Here is a 16,089-nt window from a genome sequence, read left to right as displayed (position 1 = left end):
ATGAAGACGACCCTCTCGCCCAAGCGCCGCTTCGGCCTCGCCGCCCTCGCGGTTCCGCTCCTCGCCGGCTCGACGCTGGCTTTCGCGCAAGGCGCGCCGACGACCGGCGCGACGCCTCCTGCCCCGCCCGCTCCCCGCACCGCCACCGTCAACGAGCTTCGCGACATGAACGATCTTCGCCTCGATGGCCGCGTCGCCGAGGTCTTCGGCAACCGCTTCGTCTTGGAGGATGCGACCGGCCGCACGCTGGTCGAACTCGGACCGCGCGGCGAGCGCGGCGATCTCGTGAAGGTCGGCGACGCGGTGTCGGTCGACGGGCGCTTCGCGCGCGGCCAGATCGATGCCCGCTCGATCAGCGTGGGCGGCGCCGAGCGCATCGCGCTGGAGCGCCCGCGCCCGGAGCGTGACGGCCCGCGCGGCCCCGGCGGCCCGGGGCGTGGTCCCGATCGCGACGGTCCGCGCCATGGCCCCCGCGGCGAGGACGGCCCGCCGCCGCCCCGCGAGGAGCGCGCGGGTCGCGGCTGGTTCGGCGGCGGCGTCGACGAGGCGGCGGCCACCAAGGCGCTGACGGATGCCGGCTACAGCGAGGTGACCCTCACCGACACCAAGAAGCACCACGCCGAGTTCACCGCCAAGGACGCCACGGGCAAGGTGTGGGCGGTCAAGGTCGATGAGGACAACCGCCTTGCCGAGCGCGAGCCCTACGTCGCGCCGATGGCCGAGGACGCGGCGCGCGCCGCGATCGAGAAGCTCGGCTACACCTATGGCGGCGACTTCGAGGTGAAGAAGAACCACGTCGAGGCCGATGCGAAGGACGCCGCGGGCCGCGACGTGCGCATCGAGCTCAACGCCGACGGATCGCTGCGCAAGGAGCGCTTCGAGAGCTGATCGTTCGGCAGCGGTGAAGGGACGGGGCGGCGCCGCGGCGTCGCCCTTTTCGCGTCAGTCCGCCGGCTCGCCGCGCCGCGCGGCATCGGCGAGAAGCGCTACGACGAGGTCGGTCTGCGAGACGATGCCGACGAGGCGTCCGTCCGGTCCGGTGACGGGCAGGTGGTGGATGCCGAGCGCGGACATCGCCGGGACGACGTCGGCGATCGCGTCGTCCGGCCCGATCGTCGTCACCGGCGCCGTCATGATGTCGGCGACGCTGGCGGCGGGCGCCCGGCCGCGCCGCATCGTCAGCACCACCCGCTCGCGGGCGCCCATGCGCGGGCCGCGTGCGTCCCAGGCCGCTTTGTCGAGAAGATCGGTCTGCGTGAGGATGCCGACGACGCGCGCGCTGTCGTCCGTCACCGGCAGCGCCTTGATGTGATGGCGGCGCAGGAGATCGAGCGCTTCGCGAAACGAGGCGTCGGGCGAGATCGCGACGACATCGCGCGACATGATGTCGACCGCCCGCGTCGCCCGCGCCCGGCGCGCGAAGGAATGGAGCTCCGTGCGCCGCAGGAGCGCCTCGAGGTCGGCCCGCGAGATGTCGAGGAGCTGGTCGGTCTCGGCAAGCGCCGCGTCGAGATCGGCGGTCGAGAAGCCGATGCGCTCGCTCGGCGGCGGGTCTTGTGTAGCGTGGCCGGCCGCCGGGCGCGGCGCGCGGTGCGGATAGGGGCGGCCGGTCAGGTTGTTGTAGGCAAGCGCTGTGAGGAGGAGGAGCGCCGAGTTCGCCGCGACCGGCCATAGGGCGAAGCCGAAGCCGAGGTCGAAGACCGCCGGGCCGCCGAGCACCGCCGTCAGCGCCACCGCGCCGCTCGGCGGATGGAGGCAGCGCAGGAAGAGCATCGCGAGGATCGCCGCCGCGCCTGCCGTCGCCGCCGCCAGCATCGGATCGGGCACCAGCATCCGCACGCCGACCCCGATCAGCGCGGCGATCGTATTGCCGCCGAGGATCGACCAGGGCTGCGCCAGCGGGCTCGCCGGCACCGCGAAGAGGAGCACCGTCGAGGCACCCATCGGCGCGACGAGGATCGGCAGCGCCGAGCCCGAACCCACCGCCGCCCGGCAGACGAGGCCCGTCACGAGCAGCCCGAGGAGCGCGCCGAGGACGACACGCAGCCGCTCCTGCCAGCTGACGGCGGGAAGGTCGGGCAGGAAGCGTCGGGCGAGCGCGATCATCGGGCAGCCAGCGGGTTCGAGGGCGGGCGAGGCCGTTCCATCGCTGAGGGAACGCCCGGATGCAAGCCTGCCTTGGCTTCCGAACGCAGCGTCTTTCCGCCGTTCGCTTGCGGCCGCAGCCCGTGGCGATTATCTGAAGGTCACGACTTTCCGCCGCTGAACCGAGGCGTGCCCATGTTCATCCAGACCGAATCCACCCCCAATCCGCAGACCCTGAAGTTCCTGCCCGGCCGGGTGGTGCTGGAGAACGGCACGGCGGAGTTCCTCGACGCGGCCGACGCCGCCGCGCGCTCGAAGCTCGCCGCCAAGCTGATGGGCATCGAGGGCGTCCGTAGCGTCTTCTTCGGCTACGACTTCGTCACCGTCACCAAGGACGAGACCGGCTGGCAGCACCTCAAGCCGGCGATCCTCGCGGGTCTGATGGAGCACTTCCTGTCGGGCGAGCCGGTGATGGCGCCGGGCGCTGCGGGCGGCGCACAAGATCACGATTCGGGCGAGGAGTTCTTCGAGCCGGGCGACGAGACCGTCGTCTCGACCATCAAGGAACTGCTCGAGACCCGGGTGCGCCCGGCGGTCGCGCAGGACGGCGGCGACATCACCTTCCGCGGCTTCCGCGACGGCGTCGTGTTCCTCAACATGCGCGGCTCGTGCGCCGGCTGCCCGTCCTCCACCGCGACCCTGAAGCACGGCATCGAGAACCTCCTGCGCCACTTCGTGCCCGAGGTCGAGGCCGTGGAGGCGATGGAAGCGGCCTGACCGGCCGGACCGTCCGATGAGCGGCGGCCTGCTTCTGGCGATCGACACGGCGGGCGAGCGCTGCTCGGCGGCGGTTCTGCGTCTTGACGACGGCCGGGTTCTGTCCGCCCTCGATCCGGTGATCGGCCGCGGCCATGCCGAGGTCCTGATGGACACGGTGGCCAAGGCGCTTGAGCTCGCCGGCGCGGCCTGGGGCGACATCGCCAAGCTCGGCGTCGGCATCGGTCCCGGCTCCTTCACCGGCATCCGCGTGGCAGTCGCCGCCGCGCGGGGCTTCGAGCTTTCGCTCGGGATACCGAGCGTCGGCGTCACCACGCTGGAGGCGCAGGCCGAACCCTTCTGGGGCGAGGCGCCGGTGCTGGCCGTCCACGACGCCAAGCGCGGCGAGGTCTACGCGGCCCTGTTCGATCGCGGCGGCGCAGTGCTCGCCGAGCCGCAGGCGCTCGCGCCGGACGCTCTCGCCGGGCTCGCGGTGCTGGCGCCCGGCGATCTTCGTCTTGTCGGGTCGGGCGCCGCGCTCGTCGCGGAACGGCTCGGGCTCGACGCGGCCCGCATCGCCAGCCAGGAAGGCTCGGCGCCGATCCGCGCTCTCGCGCGTCTTGCCGCGCCCCGCCCCGTCGCCGCACCCCCGCTTCCGCTCTACTTACGAGGGGCGGACGCCAAGGCGCAGACGCCGGCGGGTCTTCGGGCCGCGGCTTCGACAGGCGCCGTTAACCCTTGAGGCCGATAGTCGTGGCTTGGCCGGCGATTCCGGTCCGGCCGCGATCCTTCCGGAGGAGGAGGGCATGTACTGGTATCTGCCATGGGCCTGGACCCTGTCCTTCTGGGACAGCATCGTCACGCCGGTCGACCATGTCGCCGAGCCGATGGCGGCCGACGACGTCGAATGGGCCGCGGCCCTGCATAGCCAAGCCTTTTCGCAGCCGTGGTCGGGCGACGAATTCGCCGCGCTTCTCTCCCAGAAGGGCACCTTCGGCTTCGTCGTGCGGCGCACGGGGCAGGTCCGGCCGCTCGGCGTCGTCCTCTTCCGCACCGCCGCCGACGAGGCGGAAATCCTCACGATCGTCGTCGACCGCGCGGCGCGGGGGAAGGGGTTCGGACGGCTCCTGATGGACAACGTCCTCCAGCATCTTCATTCCGAGCGCGCCGCGAGCCTCTTCCTCGAGGTCGAGGAGACCAACACGCCGGCGCTCAAGCTCTACCGGCACCTGCGCTTCGAGGAGGTCGGACGGCGGCCGGCCTACTACGTCGGCGCCGACGGGCAGCGGCAGAACGCCCTGATCCTGAAGCGGACCCTTGGCCCTTACTGACCACGCGGGCGCACGCGTCGCGGAGACGGGCTCACCGTCGCGCGATCCCGTAGCACAGGCGCGCCTCGCCGCGATCGCCCTCGTTCTGGCGCTGACGACGCTGGTTCTGACGCCCCTCCAGCTTCTCGCAATCCGCTTCCGGTGGAAGCTTGCGGGGCATCTTCCCTTCCTGTGGCAGCGCATCGCGGCGCGCGTCGCGGGCCTGCGGGTTCACCGTCGCGGCGCGCCGGCCGCCGGCCGCCCGCTTCTTCTCGTCTCCAACCACCAGTCCTGGGCCGACATCATGGCGCTCGGCTCGGTGATGCCCTTGTCCTTCATCGCCAAGTCCGACGTCGAGGGCTGGCCGATCTTCGGGCTTCTGGCACGGCTCCAGCGCACGGTCTTCGTCGAGCGGGGCGCGCGCGGGCGGACCGGTGCGCAGGCCGATTCCATCGCCGAACGGCTGGGAGCGGGCGACGCGATGGTGCTGTTTGCCGAGGGCACGACCTCGGACGGCAACACGGTGCTGCCGTTCAAGACGGCCCTCTTCGGGGCGGCGCAGGCGGCTCTGAAGGCGTCCGGCGCCGACGCGGTGCTCGTCCAGCCGGTCGCGATCGCCTATGTCGGCGCCAACGGCATGGCGCTCGGGCGCTTCGGCCGTCCGCTCGCGGCCTGGCCCGGCGAGGTCGAGCTGATGCCCCATCTGTCGGCCTTCTTGCGCGAGGGCGCGATCGACGTCGAGATTTCCTTCGGCGAGCCGATCCGCGTCACGCCCGGCAGCGATCGCAAGGCGGTGGCCCGCCGCTGCGAGGCCGAGGTGCGCCGGATGCTGCTCGCGAGCCTCGGCTTCCCTTCGGCTGACGAAACCGCACGCAACCCCTGACGCGAAAACGTCGCTTGCGTCGGAGGGGCTGGGGGTCGATATAGAAGGGAGAAGGCCGGGCCGGCGGGCGTTGCGCGGCGGTGCGGCGACGTCGAGGACTTCCCGATGGGTTCCAGCGTCCCGCCGCTCGGCAGGACGGGACGGAGCCCGCAAAGGACGCATGGACACAACCGACGAGAGCGCACGCGGCGAACGCAAGGTCTTCATCAAGACCTATGGCTGCCAGATGAACGTCTACGATTCGCAGCGCATGGGCGACGCGCTGGAGCGGGATGGCTACCGGCAGACCGAGGTGATCGAGGACGCCGATCTCGTGCTCCTCAACACCTGCCACATTCGCGAGAAGGCCGCCGAGAAGATCTATTCCGAGCTCGGGCGCATCCGCGTGCTGAAGAGCGAGCGGGCAGCGGTTGGCCGCGAGCTTCGCGTCGGCGTGACCGGATGCGTCGCGCAGGCCGAGGGCGCCGAGATCATCGAGCGCGCGCCCGTGGTCGATCTGGTGATCGGCCCGCAGACCTACCATCGCCTGCCGGACGCTTTGAAGCGCGTCGCCCGCGGCGAGCGCGTGGTCGAGACCGACTACGCCGTCGAGGACAAGTTCGACCATCTGCCGGCTTCGGCGAGGTCGGCGATCGCCCGGCGCGGCGTCACCGCGTTCCTGACCGTGCAGGAAGGCTGCGACAAGTTCTGCACCTTCTGCGTCGTGCCCTACACGCGCGGCTCCGAGGTCTCGCGGCCTTACTCCGCCGTGATGGACGAGGCGCGCCGGCTGGCGGAGGCAGGCGTGCGCGAGGTGACGCTGCTCGGCCAGAACGTCAACGCCTGGGCCGGCACGGACGCGTCCGGCCGACCGATCGGGCTGGCCGGCCTCCTGCGCGAGCTTGCCGCCGTTCCGGGCCTTGCGCGCCTTCGCTACACGACCTCGCACCCGCGCGACATGGACGACGACCTGATCGCTGCCCACGGCGACCTCCGCGCGCTGATGCCCTATCTCCATCTGCCGGTGCAGTCGGGCTCGGACCCGATCCTGAAGGCGATGAACCGGCGCCACAAGGCGGCGGACTATCTCGCGCTCCTCGACCGCATCCGCGCCGCGCGGCCCGACATCGCCCTGTCCGGCGATTTCATCGTCGGCTTCCCCGGCGAGACCGACGCCGATTTCGAGGCGACGCTCGATCTCGTGCGCACCGTGCGCTACGCCGCCGCCTACACGTTCAAGTATTCGCCCCGGCCGGGAACGCCCGGCGCCACGATGGACGGCCATGTGCCGGAGGACGTGAAGACCGAGCGGCTGGAGCGCCTGCAGGCGCTGATCCGCGAGCAGCAGGTCGCCTTCCAGGAGTCCTTCGTCGGCCGCGACACCGAGGTCCTGATCGAGAAGCCGGGACGTCACCCCGGCCAGATGATCGGCCGCTCGCCCTTCCTCCTGCCGGTCGTGGTCCCGTCCTCGGCGGGCGAGGTGGGTGATATCGTCACGGTTCGCATTTCCGAAACGCGCCCCAATTCATTGATGGCTGCCGGCGCCGAGCCGGCTGTGATGGCCGCCGGCGCCGAGCCGGTCGTTTCGGCTCCGGCAGCGTCCGAGCCCCAGTTGAGGAAGATCGCATGAAGGCAGCCCGCGGCGTGCTTCCGACCTCCGGCGCATCGGACATGGCCCATATCGTGCTGACCTTCGACGACAACCGGCTGGCGAGCGCCCTGTTCGGGCAGTTCGACGAGCATCTGGCGATGATCGAGCAGAAGCTGTCGGTGGACGCGCGGGCGCGCGGCAACAAGGTCGAGCTGCGCGGCGACCCGGTGGCCGCCGAGCAGGCCCGCCGCACGCTCGACATCCTCTACGCCCGCCTCCAGTCCGGCCACGACCTGCAGGCGTCCGACGTCGAGGGCGCGATCCGCATGGCGGTGGCGCAGGACGACCAGCTCGTGCTGCCGACGCTGGAGAAGAAGGGCCGCCTCGCGCTCGCCCAGATCTCGACCCGCAAGAAGACGATCTACGCCCGCACGCCGACGCAGGACGCCTACATGCGCGCGATGGAGCGGGCCGAACTGGTGTTCGGCGTCGGTCCCGCCGGCACCGGCAAGACCTATCTCGCCGTCGCCCATGCTGCCCAGCTCTTGGAGCGCGGCCAGGTCGAGCGCATCATCCTGTCGCGCCCCGCGGTCGAGGCCGGCGAGCGCCTTGGGTTCCTGCCGGGCGACATGAAGGACAAGGTCGACCCGTATCTGCGCCCGCTCTACGACGCGCTCTACGACATGATGCCGGCTGAGAAGGTGGAGCGCGCGCTGACCGCCGGCGCCATCGAGATCGCACCGCTCGCCTTCATGCGCGGCCGCACGCTCGCCAACGCCGCCGTCATCCTCGACGAGGCGCAGAACACGACCACCATGCAGATGAAGATGTTCCTGACGCGTCTCGGCGAGAACGCGCGCATGGTGGTGACCGGCGATCCCTCGCAGATCGACCTGCCGCCCGGCGTGAAGTCCGGCCTGGTCGAGGCGCTGCGCGTTCTGGAGGGCGTCTCCAGCATCGTGTCCGTGCGCTTCGAGGCCAAGGACGTCGTGCGCCATCGCCTCGTGCAGGCGATCGTGGAGGCCTACGAGGCCGACGCGACGCAGACGCGCGCCAAGGCGGCGCCATGAACGACGGCCGATCTTCCGCCGCGGTCCGGACCGGGCCGCGGATCCTCCTGTCGGTGGAGGACGACGCCTGGGGGACGCTCCTGTCGCGCCCCGCCGACGAGATGGTGCGCGAAGCCGTGTTCGCCGCCGCGGCCGGGGTCGGGCTTGGCTCGGACGTCGAGACCGAGGTCTCCGTCACCCTGTCGGACGACGAGGACGTGCGCGCCCTCAACGCCGAATGGCGCGGCAAGGACAAGTCGACCAACATCCTCTCCTTCCCGATGATGCCGCTCCGGCCCGGCGACGCGCCCGGCCCGATGCTCGGTGATCTCATCCTCGCCCGGCAGACGCTGGAGCGCGAGGCGCGGGACGAAGCGAAATCACCCGACGACCATTTCCGTCATCTCCTCGTTCACGGCGTGCTGCATCTTCTGGGCTACGACCACGAGAGCGAGCCGGAGGCCGACGAGATGGAAGCTCTCGAAATCGCGATCCTGGCCGGGCTCGGCATCGCCGACCCCTACGCCGACGCCGATCATTCCGCCGACGCGCTCACCTAGAAGGGACCCTTGGTGAATCACATGAGTATGCCTCCCTACGGCGACGAGACCGGCCAGGAGCCGGCCGCGTCGGAACCCCCCGCAGAGACGCGAAGTCGCCGTCCCCGGCGCGCGGCACAGGTGCCCGCCGAGCCGGGATTTCTGGATTCGCTCGTCGCGTTCCTGCGCCCGCGCGTCTCGCATTCGCTTCGCGAGGAGATCGCCGAGGCCCTGACGCGGCCCGAGACCGAGGCGTCCGGCTTCACGCCGAACGAGCGCCTCCTCCTCAACAACATCCTTCAACTGCATGACGTGCGCGTCGAGGACGTCATGATCCCGCGCACCGAGATCGAGGGCATCGCGTCCTCCGCGACGCTCGGCGAACTGATGGCGCGCTTCGAGGAGACGGGCCATTCCCGCATGCCGGTCTATGGCGATGGGCTCGACGACCCGCTGGGCATGGTCCACATCCGCGATGTGATCGGCCACGTCACCCGCGCCGCCCTGTGCTTCCGCCACGAGGAGGGCGCGGCCGACGCGCCGGTGCGCTCGGCCCTCGACCTTGGGCGCGTCGACCTCGCCCACACGATCTCCGACCTCGGCCTTCTCCGCCAGATCCTCTTCGTGCCACCCTCCATGCACGCCGCCGAGCTGATGCAGCGGATGCAGGCGAGCCATATCCAGATGGCGCTGGTGATCGACGAGTACGGCGGCACCGACGGTCTCGTCTCGCTTGAGGACATTCTCGAGATGGTGGTCGGCGACATCGAGGACGAGCACGACGACGAGGAAGCGCTGGTGACCCATGCCGGCGACGGCGTCTTCTATGCCGACGGGCGCGCCGATCTCGACGAGGTGCGCGAGATCGTCGGCGCCGACTTCGACACCAGCGAACACGAGGAGGACGCCGACACGATCGGGGGTCTCGTGGTCAACGCGCTCGGCCGCATGCCGGCACAGGGCGAAGTGGTGGAAGCCGTGGACGGTTTCGAGATCGAGGTGATGGACGCCGATCCGCGGCGCGTGAAGCGGCTGCGTATCGTGCGCTTCCCGGAAGGCGCGGCGACGGTTCTCGACAGCTGACCCGCGGACGCCCTTCCGGCAGGCTTCGCGACAGTCCCGTCCTCTACCACCGTTGGAGGGTGCGTCCGTTCGGCGCATGACGGGTTCCGGCAGGGCTGGAGCGAGCGGGGACATCGACGTTGGACAGACTGGCCGGACGGATCATGCTTCTCCACGGCTGGCGGCGGGCGCTTCTGGCCTTCGCCGCCGGCCTTCTGGCGACGCTGGGCCTTGCGCCGGTGAACATTCCGGCTGTCGGCTTCCTCTCGTTCCCGGTGCTCGTCTGGCTGCTCGACGGGGCCAGCGGGCGTCCAGGCGCGGGGCTCTTCAGGCGCGTCGCGCCGGCTTTCCGGATCGGCTGGTGCTTCGGCTTCGGCTATTTTCTCGGCGGTCTCTGGTGGCTCGGCGCCGCGGTCCTCCAGGGCGGCACCGCCTTCCTGTGGGCCCTGCCGCTCGCCGTACTCGGCCTGCCCATGGTGCTCGGCGTCTATCACGGCCTCGCCGCGGCCGTGGCGCGCCTCGCTTGGAGCGACGGCGTCGGCCGCCTCTTCGCGCTGGCCGCCTCGTTCGCCGGCTTCGAATGGCTGCGCGGCACGCTTCTCACCGGCTTCACCTGGAACGAACTCGGCGTCCTCGCCGCGCCCGTCCCACTGCTGATGGGCAGCCTGTCGCTGATCGGGCTGCACGGCCTGACGATCCTCGCCGTCTTCGTGTTCTCCCTGCCGGCGCTCCTCGCCGGCGCGCCGAGAGGCCGTGCGCTCACCGTCGCCTTCGGCCTTGCGATTCTCGCCGGGCATGCAGGCTATGGCGCCTGGCACCTGTCGCGGGCGCCCGTCGGCACCGTGCCGGACGTCGCGTTGCGCATCGTGCAGCCGGCGATCCTCCAGTCGGAGAAGTGGGACCCCGCCGAGGCGGATGCGAACTTCGAGAAGCTCCTGTCGCTGACCAGCGACGGTGAGCCGGCGGCCGAAGACACGCGGCGCCTCGTGATCTGGCCCGAATCGTCCTTTCCCTTCATCCTCACCGACCGCCCGGACGCGGTGACGCGCCTTGCCGATGCCTTGGCGCCGACCGATACGCTGATGGCGGGCGCGACGCGCGTCGAGGGCGAAACCTCCGATCCCGGCGCCCGCTTCTACAACTCGCTCTACGTGATCGATTCGAGCGGCGCGGTGCGCGATGCCGGTGACAAGCTTCATCTCGTGCCGTTCGGCGAGTACTTGCCGTTCCAGGAGACGCTCGAAAGTCTCGGGATCACACAGCTGACGATGCTGCCGGGCGGTTTTTCCGCCGGTTCGTCGCGCCGCATCATGCAGGCGGGCGAGGGCGGTCCGAGCTTCCTGCCGCTGATCTGCTACGAGGCGATCTTCCCAGACGAGATCCTGGGCTCGGGCGAATCGCGCCCGGATTTCCTCCTCAACGTCACCAACGACGCCTGGTATGGCCACACGCCCGGCCCCTACCAGCACCTGAAGCAGGCGCAGCTGACGGCCGCCGCCTTCGGCCTGCCCCTGGTGCGCGCCGCCAACACCGGCATCTCCGTCGTCACCGACAGCGTCGGGCGACCGGTCGCAGGCCTCTCGCTCGGGGAGGGCGGCACGGTCGACGCTGCGCTGCCCGTCGCCGGCCCGCCGACCCTCTACTCGCGCATCGGCAATCTTGCGTTCGCCGCAATTGTCAGTCTTTTCGCGCTTCTGGCGATCGTGACATCCGTACGGTCCGGTCGTGCGTGATGATGGCGCGATTGCTCGTCTAAGTCGTATCATCTAAATAACCGCGTATAGGGTTAGGTGCTGGATGGCGGGGGCCGATCCAGCTGGGGTCGCGGTCACGAGCCGCGGCGCCCGAGGGGTCATCGATGGCGATCGAGAGCAAGAAACCAAATCCCGTGGACGTGCATGTGGGCGCGCGGGTGCGGTTTCGGCGCACGATGATGGGCACCAGCCAGGAAAAGCTCGGCGAAGCGCTCGGCGTCACGTTCCAGCAGGTCCAGAAGTACGAGAAGGGGACCAACCGCGTCGGCGCCAGCCGCCTGCAGAAGATCGCCGAGGTGCTGCAGGTACCCGTGTCGTTCTTCTTCGAGGGCTACAAGGGCGGGGATGCGCCGCCCGTCGGGATGCGCGAGCCCGATGCCGAATTTGTCACCGACTATCCGGTGTCGGCCGAAAGCATCCAACTCAACCGCGCCTTCGGCAAGATCCAGGACCCGAAGGTCCGGCGCCGCATCCTCGAGCTCGTGCGCTCGCTGGCCGAGGCCGAGGCCGAGATCGGCGAGGCCAAGTAGCGGCACCTCGACGCGCCGGCGCGAGAAAAGCCTTGCGCCGCGGGGAACCCCTGATAAGGGACGGCGACCCCGATCGAAGTCCCAACAGCTGAGAGACCACAGGCGGATGCGCAGCGGCGAGTACTTCTTCACCTCCGAGAGTGTTTCGGAGGGGCATCCGGACAAGGTCTGCGATCGCATCTCGGACGAGGTGCTCGATCTCCTCTACCGCGAGGCCCGCAAGGCCAAGATGGACGCCTGGCAGCTTCGCGTCGCCTGCGAGACGCTGGCCACCACGAACCGGATCGTCATCGCTGGCGAGGTGCGCTCGACGCTCGATTCGCCCAAGCTCCGCTCCAAGGTGCGCTCCGCCGCCCGCCGCGCCGTGAAGGCGATCGGCTACGAGCAGGACGGCTTCCACTGGAAGACCGCCAAGATCGACGTTCTCCTGCACGAGCAGTCGGCTGACATCGCGCAAGGCGTCGACGCCGGCTCGAAGGCGACCGAGGGCGCGGGTGACCAGGGCATCATGTTCGGCTACGCCTGCCGCGAGACGGCCGAGCTGATGCCCGCTCCGATCTTCTACGCGCACAAGATCCTGGAGCGCCTGTCGGAGGCGCGCCGCTCGGGCGAGGGGGGCGCCGGTGTGCTCGGCCCCGACGCCAAGAGCCAGGTGACCGTGCGCTACCAGGACGGCAAGCCCGTCTCGATCTCCTCGATCGTCCTGTCGACGCAGCATGTCGACGAGAGCCTGACCTCGGCCGACGTGCGCCGGCTGGTCGAGCCCTTCGTGCGCGAGGCGACGAGCGGTTTGCCGATCGAGGAGACGTGTGTCTGGCACGTCAACCCGACCGGCAAGTTCGTGATCGGCGGGCCGGACGGCGACGCCGGGCTCACCGGCCGCAAGATTATCGTCGACACCTATGGCGGCGCGGCCCCGCACGGCGGGGGCGCCTTCTCCGGCAAGGACCCGACCAAGGTCGATCGCTCGGCCGCCTATGCCGCGCGCTATCTTGCGAAAAACGTGGTCGCGGCCAACCTCGCCGACCGCTGCACCATCCAGCTCTCCTACGCCATTGGCGTCGCCGAGCCTGTGTCGGTCTACGTCGACCTGCATGGCACCGGCAAGGTCGACGAGGCGGCGCTCGAGAAGGCGCTGCGCGAGCTGATGGACCTGACGCCCCGCGGCATCCGCGAGCATCTCGACCTCGCACGCCCGATCTACGCCAAGACCTCGGCCTATGGCCATTTCGGCCGCAAGCCCGGTCGCGACGGCTCGTTCTCCTGGGAGCGGACCGACCTCGTCGCCAAGCTGAAGGCGAAACTTGGCCGCTGAACGACGGACGAACGGCGAACGCACGCGCGTCCGGGAGAACTTCTTCGGACGCTCGCGCGGCAAGACGCTGCGACCGCTGCAGGCCGGGCTCCTGCGGGAGGCGCTGCCCCCGCTGGCGCTCGACCTCTCTCGAGCAGCGCCTGCCGACCTTCGCACCCTGTTTTTGGCGCCCGTCGAGACGGTGCGGCTCGAGATCGGGTTCGGCGGCGGCGAGCATCTGCATCTGGAATCCGGCCGCCATCCGACCGCCGGCTTCATCGGCGTCGAGCCCTTCGTCAACTCGATGGCGAAGATGCTGGTGGCGCTGGAGGAGGGCCCCCGCGCGAACCTTCGTCTCTTCGGCGACGATGCGACGCTGCTCCTCGACTGGCTGCCGGACGCCTCGCTCGACGGAATCGACCTGTTCTACCCGGACCCCTGGCCGAAGCGGAAACACTGGAAGCGACGCTTCGTGAACCCGCGCACGCTCCAGCGCATGGCGCGCGTCCTGAAGCCCGGTGGGCGGTTCCGCTTCGCCTCCGACATCGAGACCTACGTGGACTGGACGCTGCAGCACCTGCGCGACCACCCCGCGTTCGCGTGGGAGGCGGACGGCCCGGCCGACTGGCACACGCCCTACGAGGGCTGGCCGGGCACGCGCTACGAGGCGAAGGCCCATCGCGAGGGCCGCAAGGGCGCCTACCTCACCTTCCGCCGCCTCTGACGAGGGCGGGGCGTTCGCCTTGCCATGGCGGCGCTTCGGCTGTATATGGGGTTCAAATTCTCTGCGATGCGATCGTGAGAGTGGGTCCTCCCGGTCCCGCTCTTTTTTGTTAGGGGCATAGCCTCGGCAGGAGATCCGGCGGTCGCCGCAGGCGGGATAGCTTCAATAAGCGTCCCGAGGCACGACCGGAGACTTCGTGACGGACAAGCGCATCATTACCGAAGAGGGCCTCGAGGGCCGCATCGCCGCTCTGCTCGAGCCCGTGATCGAACAGCTCGGCTACCGCCTTGTGCGCATTCGCGTGTCGGCGATGAACGGCACGACGCTGCAGATCATGGCCGAGCGGCCGGATGGTTCTATGAGCGTCGAGGACTGCGAGGCGGTGTCGCGCGGCATCTCCCCGGTCCTCGACGTCGAGGACCCGATGGACCGCGCCTACCACCTCGAGATTTCGTCGCCCGGCATTGACCGTCCCCTGGTGCGTGTCGGCGACTTCGAGGCCTGGGCCGGCCAGCTGATGAAGCTGGAGACGACGCGCCTCGTCGCCAACCGCAAGCGCTTCCGCGGTCGCATCCTGTCCGTGTCGGACGAGGGCTTCCGGCTGGAGCGCGACGCCGTGTCGGATGGCGAGGACAAGGTCGTCGAGGTGCCGTTCGATGCCCTGGCCGAGGCCCGGCTGATCCTGACCGACGACCTAATCGCGGCCTCCCTGAAGGCCGACAAGGCCGCCCGCAAGGCGAAGGGCCTGCCGATCGACGACGAAGACGAGACCTTGGACGCAGCCGGAGAGCCCGGCGCGCATTGATGAGACGATGGGAGGCGTCGCGCCGGAGGGCGTGGGCCATCCTTTCCGAAGGGCCGGAGCCTTGGATGCCCGGCGGCTTTCGACAGGAGACGTGAACATGGCAGTCAGTGCGAACCGACTCGAGCTTCTGCAGATCGCGGATGCCGTGGCGCGCGAGAAGTCGATCGATCGGGAGATCGTGATCGCCGCCATGGCGGACGCGATCCAGAAGGCCGCCCGCTCGCGCTACGGCCAGGAAACCAACATCCGCGTCGACATCAACACCAAGACCGGCGAGATGAAGCTGCAGCGGCTTCTGGAGGTCGTCGAGGAGGTCGAGGATCCCGCGACGCAGATCTATCTTGATCTCGCCCGCGACAAGAACCCCGACGCCGAGCCCGGCGACTTCATCGCCGAGCAGCTGCCGCCGATGGAGTTCGGCCGCATCGCCGCCCAGTCTGCCAAGCAGGTCATCGTGCAGAAGGTACGCGAGGCCGAGCGCGACAAGCAGTACGACGAGTTCATCGGTCGCGTGAACGAGATCGTCAACGGCACGGTCAAGCGCGTCGAGTACGGCAACGTGATCGTCGATCTCGGCAAGGGCGAGGGCATCATTCGTCGCGACGAGCAGATTCCGCGCGAGCTCTTTCGCTACGGCGACCGCGTGCGCGCCTTCGTCTACGACGTGCGCCGCGAGCAGCGGGGCCCGCAGATCTTCCTGTCGCGCACCCACCCGCAGTTCATGGCGAAGCTTTTCACCATGGAAGTGCCGGAAATCTACGACGGCATCATCGAGATCAAGGCGGTCGCCCGCGATCCCGGCTCGCGCGCCAAGATCGCGGTGGTCAGCCGCGATTCGTCCGTCGATCCGGTCGGCGCCTGCGTCGGCATGCGCGGCTCGCGCGTCCAGGCCGTCGTCGGCGAGCTGCAGGGCGAGAAGATCGACATCATTCCCTGGTCGCCGGATGCGGCGTCCTTCCTCGTCAACGCGCTGCAGCCGGCGGAAGTCGCCAAGGTCGTGCTCGACGAGGACGCCGAGCGCATTGAAGTCGTGGTCCCGGATGACCAGCTAAGCCTTGCGATCGGTCGTCGCGGCCAGAACGTGCGCCTCGCCTCGCAGCTCACCGGCTGGGACATCGACATCCTCACCGAGGAGGAGGAGTCGCAGCGTCGCCAGAAGGAGTTCACCGAGCGCTCCGCCCTGTTCATGGACGCCCTGAACGTCGACGAGATGGTCGGCCAGCTTCTGGCGTCCGAGGGCTTCGCGAGCGTCGAGGAAGTCGCCTACGTCGACAATTCCGAGGTCGCCTCGATCGAGGGCTTCGACGAGGATACGGCGGCCGAGATCCAGAACCGCGCCAAGGAGTTCCTGGACCAGCGCGAGAAGGAGCTCGACGACAAGCGCCGCGCGCTCGGCGTCGAGGACGACCTGCGCCAGATCGAGGGCCTGACGACGGCCATGCTGGTCGCGCTCGGCGAGGACGGCGTGAAGAGCGTCGAGGACTTCGCGGGCTGCGCGGCCGACGATCTCGTCGGCTGGACCGAGCGCAAGGACGGCGAGACGAAGAAGTTCACCGGCGCGCTCTCGGCGTTCGACGTGAGCCGTCAGGACGCCGAGGCGATGATCATGCAGGCCCGCGTGATGGCCGGCTGGGTCGAGGCCGAGGAGCCGGCGGTCGAGAGCGACGAGGAGGCCGAGGAGGTCTGAGCGAGGGAATGGACGAGGACGCGGATCTGGAGGCGGCGGTG

16 protein-coding genes are annotated in these 16,089 nt (G+C 69.8%); 15 read left to right on the top strand and 1 reads right to left on the bottom strand.

The genetic code is table 11. The features are described 5' to 3' along the window. Positions 1-888 carry a hypothetical protein gene (locus BM175_RS13380; protein ID WP_139224628.1) on the top strand — a complete coding sequence of 296 codons (888 nt, stop codon included), beginning with the start codon at positions 1-3 and terminating at the stop codon, positions 886-888. 54 nt (positions 889-942) lie between these two features. Here BM175_RS13380 and BM175_RS13375 read toward each other — a convergent pair whose 3' ends face one another. Further along, positions 943-2,106, bottom strand: a complete 1,164-nt coding sequence (locus BM175_RS13375) for an HPP family protein (protein WP_090963833.1) — start codon at positions 2,104-2,106, stop codon at positions 943-945. 174 nt (positions 2,107-2,280) lie between these two features. On the opposite strand from BM175_RS13375, the gene BM175_RS13370 reads away from it, so the two are divergent. The 14 genes from BM175_RS13370 to nusA all read left to right on the top strand — a co-directional run bounded on the left by BM175_RS13370 (position 2,281) and on the right by nusA (position 16,048). Continuing rightward, the gene (locus tag BM175_RS13370) at positions 2,281-2,862 is read left to right on the top strand and encodes a NifU family protein (RefSeq protein ID WP_090963831.1); all 582 of its coding nucleotides are present in this window, start codon (positions 2,281-2,283) and stop codon (positions 2,860-2,862) included. 16 nt (positions 2,863-2,878) lie between these two features. After that, positions 2,879-3,583, top strand: a complete 705-nt coding sequence (tsaB, locus tag BM175_RS13365; RefSeq protein WP_090963830.1) for a tRNA (adenosine(37)-N6)-threonylcarbamoyltransferase complex dimerization subunit type 1 TsaB — start codon at positions 2,879-2,881, stop codon at positions 3,581-3,583. Between the two features lie 16 nt (positions 3,584-3,599). After that, positions 3,600-4,172 carry a GNAT family N-acetyltransferase gene (locus BM175_RS13360; protein ID WP_244545996.1) on the top strand — a complete coding sequence of 191 codons (573 nt, stop codon included), beginning with the start codon at positions 3,600-3,602 and terminating at the stop codon, positions 4,170-4,172. Further along, entirely contained in the window at positions 4,159-5,034 is an 876-nt protein-coding gene (gene olsA / locus BM175_RS13355) for a lyso-ornithine lipid O-acyltransferase (RefSeq protein ID WP_483073369.1), read from the top strand. The genes BM175_RS13360 and olsA overlap by 14 nt, the downstream gene beginning before the upstream one ends. A gap of 160 nt (positions 5,035-5,194) precedes the next feature. After that, positions 5,195-6,643 carry a tRNA (N6-isopentenyl adenosine(37)-C2)-methylthiotransferase MiaB gene (gene miaB / locus BM175_RS13350; RefSeq protein ID WP_090963828.1) on the top strand — a complete coding sequence of 483 codons (1,449 nt, stop codon included), beginning with the start codon at positions 5,195-5,197 and terminating at the stop codon, positions 6,641-6,643. Beyond that, complete coding sequence (locus tag BM175_RS13345) at positions 6,640-7,674, top strand: PhoH family protein (RefSeq protein WP_090963826.1); 1,035 nt, start codon at positions 6,640-6,642, stop codon at positions 7,672-7,674. The genes miaB and BM175_RS13345 overlap by 4 nt, the downstream gene beginning before the upstream one ends. Then, on the top strand, positions 7,671-8,213 hold the full coding sequence (gene ybeY, locus BM175_RS13340; RefSeq protein ID WP_090963825.1) for an rRNA maturation RNase YbeY: 543 nt from the start codon (positions 7,671-7,673) through the stop codon (positions 8,211-8,213). Before BM175_RS13345 ends, ybeY begins: the two co-directional genes overlap by 4 nt. A 21-nt stretch (positions 8,214-8,234) precedes the next feature. Then, positions 8,235-9,275, top strand: coding sequence for a hemolysin family protein (locus tag BM175_RS13335; protein ID WP_090963823.1), 1,041 nt, complete (start codon positions 8,235-8,237; stop codon positions 9,273-9,275). Between the two features lie 119 nt (positions 9,276-9,394). Beyond that, a complete protein-coding gene (gene lnt / locus BM175_RS13330; RefSeq protein ID WP_244545995.1) occupies positions 9,395-10,987 on the top strand; it encodes an apolipoprotein N-acyltransferase in 1,593 nt (530 codons plus the stop codon). A gap of 125 nt (positions 10,988-11,112) precedes the next feature. After that, positions 11,113-11,538, top strand: a complete 426-nt coding sequence (locus BM175_RS13325) for a helix-turn-helix domain-containing protein (RefSeq protein ID WP_090963819.1) — start codon at positions 11,113-11,115, stop codon at positions 11,536-11,538. 106 nt (positions 11,539-11,644) lie between these two features. Then, complete coding sequence (gene metK / locus BM175_RS13320) at positions 11,645-12,853, top strand: methionine adenosyltransferase (protein WP_090963817.1); 1,209 nt, start codon at positions 11,645-11,647, stop codon at positions 12,851-12,853. After that, positions 12,843-13,556 carry a tRNA (guanine(46)-N(7))-methyltransferase TrmB gene (gene trmB, locus BM175_RS13315; protein ID WP_090963815.1) on the top strand — a complete coding sequence of 238 codons (714 nt, stop codon included), beginning with the start codon at positions 12,843-12,845 and terminating at the stop codon, positions 13,554-13,556. Before metK ends, trmB begins: the two co-directional genes overlap by 11 nt. 196 nt (positions 13,557-13,752) lie before the next feature. Next, positions 13,753-14,361, top strand: coding sequence for a ribosome maturation factor RimP (rimP, locus tag BM175_RS13310; protein ID WP_090963813.1), 609 nt, complete (start codon positions 13,753-13,755; stop codon positions 14,359-14,361). A 97-nt stretch (positions 14,362-14,458) separates the two neighbouring features. Further along, complete coding sequence (gene nusA / locus BM175_RS13305) at positions 14,459-16,048, top strand: transcription termination factor NusA (protein WP_090963811.1); 1,590 nt, start codon at positions 14,459-14,461, stop codon at positions 16,046-16,048. The last annotated feature ends 41 nt before the right edge of the window (positions 16,049-16,089 follow it).

Origin of the sequence: Aureimonas phyllosphaerae (genome assembly GCF_900113065.1) — a bacterium.
Classification (GTDB): Bacteria; Pseudomonadota; Alphaproteobacteria; order Rhizobiales; family Rhizobiaceae; genus Aureimonas; species Aureimonas phyllosphaerae.
The sequence above is the reverse complement of the archived record's forward strand: the minus strand, read 5'-3'. Positions and strand labels throughout refer to the sequence as shown.

Coding starts and splice junctions, on each gene's coding strand:
- nusA (WP_090963811.1), top strand. CDS start 14,459: ATGGCAGTCAGTGCGAACCGACTCGAGCTTCTGCAGATCGCGGATGCC.
- BM175_RS13370 (WP_090963831.1), top strand. CDS start 2,281: ATGTTCATCCAGACCGAATCCACCCCCAATCCGCAGACCCTGAAGTTC.
- metK (WP_090963817.1), top strand. CDS start 11,645: ATGCGCAGCGGCGAGTACTTCTTCACCTCCGAGAGTGTTTCGGAGGGG.
- BM175_RS13380 (WP_139224628.1), top strand. CDS start 1: ATGAAGACGACCCTCTCGCCCAAGCGCCGCTTCGGCCTCGCCGCCCTC.
- ybeY (WP_090963825.1), top strand. CDS start 7,671: ATGAACGACGGCCGATCTTCCGCCGCGGTCCGGACCGGGCCGCGGATC.
- BM175_RS13345 (WP_090963826.1), top strand. CDS start 6,640: ATGAAGGCAGCCCGCGGCGTGCTTCCGACCTCCGGCGCATCGGACATG.
- BM175_RS13335 (WP_090963823.1), top strand. CDS start 8,235: ATGAGTATGCCTCCCTACGGCGACGAGACCGGCCAGGAGCCGGCCGCG.
- BM175_RS13325 (WP_090963819.1), top strand. CDS start 11,113: ATGGCGATCGAGAGCAAGAAACCAAATCCCGTGGACGTGCATGTGGGC.
- BM175_RS13375 (WP_090963833.1), bottom strand. CDS start 2,106: ATGATCGCGCTCGCCCGACGCTTCCTGCCCGACCTTCCCGCCGTCAGC.
- tsaB (WP_090963830.1), top strand. CDS start 2,879: ATGAGCGGCGGCCTGCTTCTGGCGATCGACACGGCGGGCGAGCGCTGC.
- miaB (WP_090963828.1), top strand. CDS start 5,195: ATGGACACAACCGACGAGAGCGCACGCGGCGAACGCAAGGTCTTCATC.